This window comes from Actinomycetes bacterium (assembly GCA_035489715.1).
Taxonomy (GTDB): Bacteria; Actinomycetota; Actinomycetes; order JACCUZ01; family JACCUZ01; genus DATHAP01.
In genome coordinates, this window is sequence record DATHAP010000184.1 from 1 (window position 1) to 4,870 (window position 4,870).

A 4,870-nucleotide genomic window follows, 5' to 3' on the forward strand; every position below is an offset into this window, starting at 1 on the left:
GGCGACGTAGCGCGCGACCAGGTTGGCGATGGTGAAGGTCTTGCCGGTGCCGGCGCTCGCCTCGAGCACCGTGGTGCCGGTCGGCAGTGGCCCGAGGAGGTCGAACGGCTCCGGCACCCCCTCAGCCTAAGGGCACCCGCCGGCCGAACGAGGTCATGGGCCACCATCGTCGAGCATCCTGGTCAGCAACCGACGGAGCTGCTGGTGACCGCGCTCGCCGAGCCGGTCGGACAGCTGGTGCTCGATGCCCTCGATCGTCACGATCCCGGCCTGGATGCATGCCCTGCCCTTGGCGGTCAGCAGGATCAGCTTGGCCCGGCGGTCGGTGGGGTCGGGGCGGCGGACGACGTAGCCGAGCTCCTGGAGCTCGTCCACGAGTTCGCCCATCGCCTGCGGGGACATGTTGGCGCCCCGAGCCAGGTCGGTGAGGCGGGAGCCTTCAGGTGAGATCTGCGCGAAGACGGCCGAGTGCGCCGGCTTCTGCGGGAACCCAGCCCCCACGACGCCATCCACGATCCGGAAGCCGAGCAGGCTGTAGGCCTGGCCGAGCAGCGCGACGGTGTTGACCGCCTGCGGAGGCTGTGGCACGTTGTTAAGGCTACCTGAAGTTCAGGCAGCCTGAGGAGCGGCGATGCGGCGAGGCGCGGGCGAACGACCATGACCGGTGTGATCGCGATGCACCGCCTCACCAAGTCGTTCGGGAGCATCCATGCCGTCGCTGATGTCACAGCGACGGTGGTGCCGGGCAGGGTGACCGCGTTCCTCGGGCCCAACGGTGCCGGCAAGACCACCACCCTGCGGATGCTGCTCGGGCTCGTCGCCCCGACCAGCGGCACCGCGACCTTCGACGGCCGGCGCTACGACGAGCTGCCGGACCCGGTCCGTCAGGTGGGGGCCGTCCTCGAGGCGTCCGGCTTCCATCCGGGGCGGACCGCGGTGGACCACCTGCGGGTGATCTCGACGGCGGCGCGGTTGCCCGCGGACGCGCCGGGGCGGGTGCTGGCCGAGACCGGTCTCGCCGAGGACGCCCGGCGTCGGGTCGGCGAGTTCTCCCTCGGGATGCGCCAGCGGCTCGGGCTCGCCGCGGCCATGCTCGGTGACCCGGAGGTGCTCGTCCTTGACGAGCCGACCAACGGCCTCGACCCGCAGGGGGTGCGGTGGCTGCGCGGGTACGTCCGCCGGCTCGCCGACGAGGGGCGGACCGTGCTCGTCTCCAGCCACGCGTTGAACGAGGTCGAGCAGACCGCTGACGACGTCCTCGTCATCGCCCGCGGGCGGCTGGTCCGGTCGTCGAGCCTGGCCGCGATGCGGGCAGAGGCGGGGGTCGGCTCCCGGGTCCGCACCGGGGACCCCGACCTGCTGGGTGCGGCTCTCGACGCGGCCGGACAACCCTACCGCCGCACCGAGGACGAGTTCGCCGTGGAGGCCGCTCCGGAGTCGGTCGGTGAGCTCGCTGCCGCGCACGGGATCGTGCTGCACGCGTTGGCCGCGACCGGCGGGCTGGAGCAGGCGTTCTTCCGCCTCGTGGGGGAGCCGGACCCGGTCGAGGACGCGGCCCCCGAAGAGGTGCTCCGGTGACCGCCCTGCTGCGGGCAGAGCTGCTCAAGCTGCGCAGCACCCGGCTCCCGCTCGGGCTGTTCCTCGGGACCTTGGCCATGGTCGCTGTGACGGTCGCCGTCAGTGTTCCGCAGGTCGATGCACAGGACGTGCCGCTGACCCTGGACGACTCCCGCTTGCTGGCCGTGGTGGTCGGCGAGAGCCTGGGCGTCCCCCAGGTGATGGCTGTGCTGCTCGGCGTACTGGTGTCTACGCAGGAGCACCGCTACGGAACGGCCACCTCGACCTTCCTGGTCGAACCGCGCCGGATCCGGGTCCTGGTCGCGAAGTGCCTGGCGTCGATCATCGGTGGACTGACGATCGCCGTCGTCTCGCTCGCCTTCTCGCTCGTTGTCACCATCGGGCTGATCCGCTCCCGGGACGGTGACCTGACCGCGGGCCCGTTGCTCTGGCAGGTGCTCGCGGCTGGTCTGCTGGTGCTGGCGCTGTACGGCGTGATCGGCGTCGCGGTGGGCGCCCTCGTCCGCAACCAGGTCGCCGCGGTCGTCGCCGTGCTGGTGTGGATGCTGGCCGTCGAGTACCTGCTTCTTCCCGCACTCCCGTCGCTGGGGCGGTGGACGCCGCTGGGGACGACCACCGCTGTGCTCCAGATCGGACCGTCCCTCGATCTCAGCGCCAGCCTGCTGGCGCCCCCGGTCGCCGGGCTCGTCCTCGTGGGCTACACGGTCGCAGCGGCCGCCCTGGCGCTCGTCGTCGCGCCCCGGCGGGACGTCATGTGACGGCGGGACTGCTCTGGGGCCGGCGACGAGCGGGTCGGTCAGCCATGGTCAGGCACTGGCTCAGGACTCCGCCGGGGCGTAGCGCAGGTGCAGAACGCCGCTGTCCAGCGCCTCCGAGTGCACCAGCGTGAGCGGGGTGGTCGGGGTGTCCTCGAACAGCCGCTGCCCGGAGCCGACCGCGATCGGGTGCATCAGCAGCGCGAGCTCGTCGAGCAGCCCGTTGGCGAGCAGCCAGCGCACGGTGGTGGCGCTGCCCGACATGCCGATGTCGCCGTCGGTGCTCTCCTTGACCTCGCGCAGCCGGCCGGCGACGTCGTCCCCGGAGATCAGCGTGGTGTTGTGCCACGAGGGCTCCCGCAGGGTCGTCGACACGACGTACTTCGGCAGGCCGTTGATGAACTCGGAGAACGGCACGTCCGGGCCCTGCTGCGGCCAGTAGTCCGACCACTCGTCGTAGAGCTTGCGGCCCATCAGGAAGGCACTCGTCGTCTCCATGCCGGCGCCGACGATCCGGCCCATGGCGTCGTCGAAGTACGGGAAGTGCCACTGGTCGGGTCGCTCGACGACGCCGTCGAGCGAGATGAAGAAGTTCGACACGATCCGGCCCATTGCTCAGCGCCCCTTCGTCGTCCTCTGCGTTCTCAGCCTCGGCGCCCAACCTAGTCGTCGGGCGGGCGACCGATGAGTCCGGTGGCTCGCGCCGGTCGGCACCGGTATGACCACAGGACAGATCGACCCGAGGTACGGCGACGCGTCGGCGACCGCACCGCCCTGGCACGTCGTCGAGCAGCTGCTCACCGATGCCCAGCTCTACTGGATCGTGACCGTGCGGGCGGACAGACGCCCGCACGCGGTGCCGCTCGTCGGCGTCTGGCACGACGGCGCGTTCGCCTTCTGCACCGGCCCTGACGAGCAGAAGCACCGCAACCTCGAGAGCAATCCACAGGTCGCGGTGACCACAGGCAGCACGGGTGCACAGGGCTGGGACACCGGCAAGGACGTCGTCGTCGAGGGCGTCGCCGAGCGGGTCACCGACGGCGGTGCCCTGCGGGCGCTGGCGGACGCGTGGGCGGGCAAGTACGCGGACGACTGGCGCTTCGAGGTGCGGGGCGAGCAGTTCGTCGAGCTCAGCGACTCCGGGGGAAGCACCGAGGGTGGGGCATGGGTCTTCCGAGTGCCGCCGGCCAAGGTCCTGGTCTTCGGCGACGAGCACGGCCAGACGGCCTACCGCTTCTAGGGGATCAACCGACCACTGCAGTCATCGCGATGGAGACCAGGAGCTCGGGCCGGTCGACGCCGATCTTCGAGACGCACCGTGGCGGCCGCACCTCGGGCCAGAACTCCTCGAACACCTCGGTGACCCCCGGAGCGTCGTCGGGCCGGGTCAGCAGGACGTGCACCATGACCGCGTCGCTCAGCTCGGCGCCTGCGGCATGCAGTATCGCCTGACAGTTGAGCAGCGCTTGACGAGTCTGCTCGCGGATGGTCGTTCCGGCGAACTCACCGGTCGCCACGTCGACACCGATGGTTCCTGCGACGTAGACCGTGCTCCCGGCCTTCACCGCCTGGCTGTACGCGGGGTTCTGCGGAGCGTCGGCTGTCGCGATGATCTCTTTCGGCACGGAGATCCTCCTCGCCATGGTCGGGGTCGCCCGAGGAGCCCGAGACTACGTCTGCACCATCGTCTCGTGGTCGAGCAGCCGCGCCCAGAGCCGGCGGGCGAGCAGGCCGAAGCGGTCGGTCTCGTCGCGATGCCAACCGGGCCCGCCCTCGCCGTCGGCCGGCCGCTGGGTGGTGAGCACGGTCAGCGGCGCCCGATCGCCGTGCAACAGGACGTGCTCCGGGTCCTCCTGCTCGCCGGGGAAGCGGGCGGTGAGCCACTCGCGCTCGGCGCCCTGGCGGGCGGACGGCGTGTCCGAGTGGTTGCGCCGCTCGGCGTAGGCGGCCGCGGTCTTGACCGGCAGCGGCAGCGGCGACCGGAGACCTGCGCGGTAGAGCGCGACCAGCTCCGCCAGCGCCGCCTCCGCGTCGGCGACCGGCAGCGGGTCGAAGACGCTGCGCTGCGCCCGGACCCGTCCGCGGCCCCGGCCGACTGCGACCGCCCGCCACTCGACGGCCGGCTGCGAGACGGCCAGGGCGAGCAGGTCGACCCAGGCGAGCAGCCGGTGCCGCGGTGCCAGCCGCGAGTAGGTCAGCGAGAGCACGGTCGTCCCGCGGACCCCGGCGACGGTGCCGGCCAGCCGGGTGCCGTCACCCAGCGCGACGTCGACGTCGTGCGACTCCGGGGGCAGCTCGCGCTCCAGGGTCGACGCCTCGAGCAGTCCCTCCACCTTCGGACCCAGCGCCCGCAGCGTGGCCTCACCGAGCGGGCCAGGGGGCAGCACCCCACGACGCCGCTCGAGCTCGATGCAGTCGGCGACGTCGAGACCGTGCAGCCGCTCGTGCAGCACGCGCTCGCCCACCGCCCACTGCTCGAGGTTGTCCAGCTCGACCGGCAGCGCGTCGGCCGGCTCGTCCTCGCCGCGCGTCTCGGC

7 protein-coding genes are annotated in these 4,870 nt (G+C 72.0%); 3 read left to right on the plus strand and 4 right to left on the minus strand.

Annotated features, from left to right (window positions below; all coding sequences use genetic code 11):
* Window positions 1-153: 153 nt before the first annotated feature.
* Entirely contained in the window at window positions 154-588 is a 435-nt protein-coding gene (locus tag VK640_14955) for a MarR family winged helix-turn-helix transcriptional regulator (protein ID HTE74479.1), read from the minus strand.
* Window positions 589-675: 87 nt separating this feature from the next.
* Here VK640_14955 and VK640_14960 point away from each other — a divergent pair, with 87 nt between their 5' ends.
* Both VK640_14960 and VK640_14965 read left to right on the plus strand, forming a co-directional pair.
* Complete coding sequence (locus tag VK640_14960; GenBank protein ID HTE74480.1) at window positions 676-1,578, plus strand: ATP-binding cassette domain-containing protein; 903 nt, start codon at window positions 676-678, stop codon at window positions 1,576-1,578.
* Window positions 1,575-2,336: an ABC transporter permease gene (locus VK640_14965; GenBank protein HTE74481.1), complete on the plus strand. Its 762-nt coding sequence runs from the start codon at window positions 1,575-1,577 to the stop codon at window positions 2,334-2,336. Before VK640_14960 ends, VK640_14965 begins: the two co-directional genes overlap by 4 nt.
* Window positions 2,337-2,396: 60 nt before the next feature.
* On the opposite strand, the gene VK640_14970 is transcribed toward VK640_14965, so the two are convergent.
* The gene (locus VK640_14970; GenBank protein HTE74482.1) at window positions 2,397-2,945 is read right to left on the minus strand and encodes a dihydrofolate reductase family protein; all 549 of its coding nucleotides are present in this window, start codon (window positions 2,943-2,945) and stop codon (window positions 2,397-2,399) included.
* A gap of 106 nt (window positions 2,946-3,051) precedes the next feature.
* On the opposite strand from VK640_14970, the gene VK640_14975 reads away from it, so the two are divergent.
* On the plus strand, window positions 3,052-3,573 hold the full coding sequence (locus VK640_14975) for a pyridoxamine 5'-phosphate oxidase family protein (protein ID HTE74483.1): 522 nt from the start codon (window positions 3,052-3,054) through the stop codon (window positions 3,571-3,573).
* Window positions 3,574-3,577: 4 nt separating this feature from the next.
* On the opposite strand, the gene VK640_14980 is transcribed toward VK640_14975, so the two are convergent.
* Together VK640_14980 and VK640_14985 are read right to left on the minus strand one after the other, a co-directional pair.
* Window positions 3,578-3,958, minus strand: a complete 381-nt coding sequence (locus tag VK640_14980; GenBank protein HTE74484.1) for a RidA family protein — start codon at window positions 3,956-3,958, stop codon at window positions 3,578-3,580.
* 45 nt (window positions 3,959-4,003) lie between these two features.
* On the minus strand, window positions 4,004-4,870 hold an 867-nt coding region (locus tag VK640_14985), incomplete at its 5' end, for an exodeoxyribonuclease V subunit gamma (GenBank protein ID HTE74485.1).

Coding starts and splice junctions, on each gene's coding strand:
- VK640_14960 (HTE74480.1), top strand. CDS start 676: ATGCACCGCCTCACCAAGTCGTTCGGGAGCATCCATGCCGTCGCTGAT.
- VK640_14970 (HTE74482.1), bottom strand. CDS start 2,945: ATGGGCCGGATCGTGTCGAACTTCTTCATCTCGCTCGACGGCGTCGTC.
- VK640_14975 (HTE74483.1), top strand. CDS start 3,052: ATGACCACAGGACAGATCGACCCGAGGTACGGCGACGCGTCGGCGACC.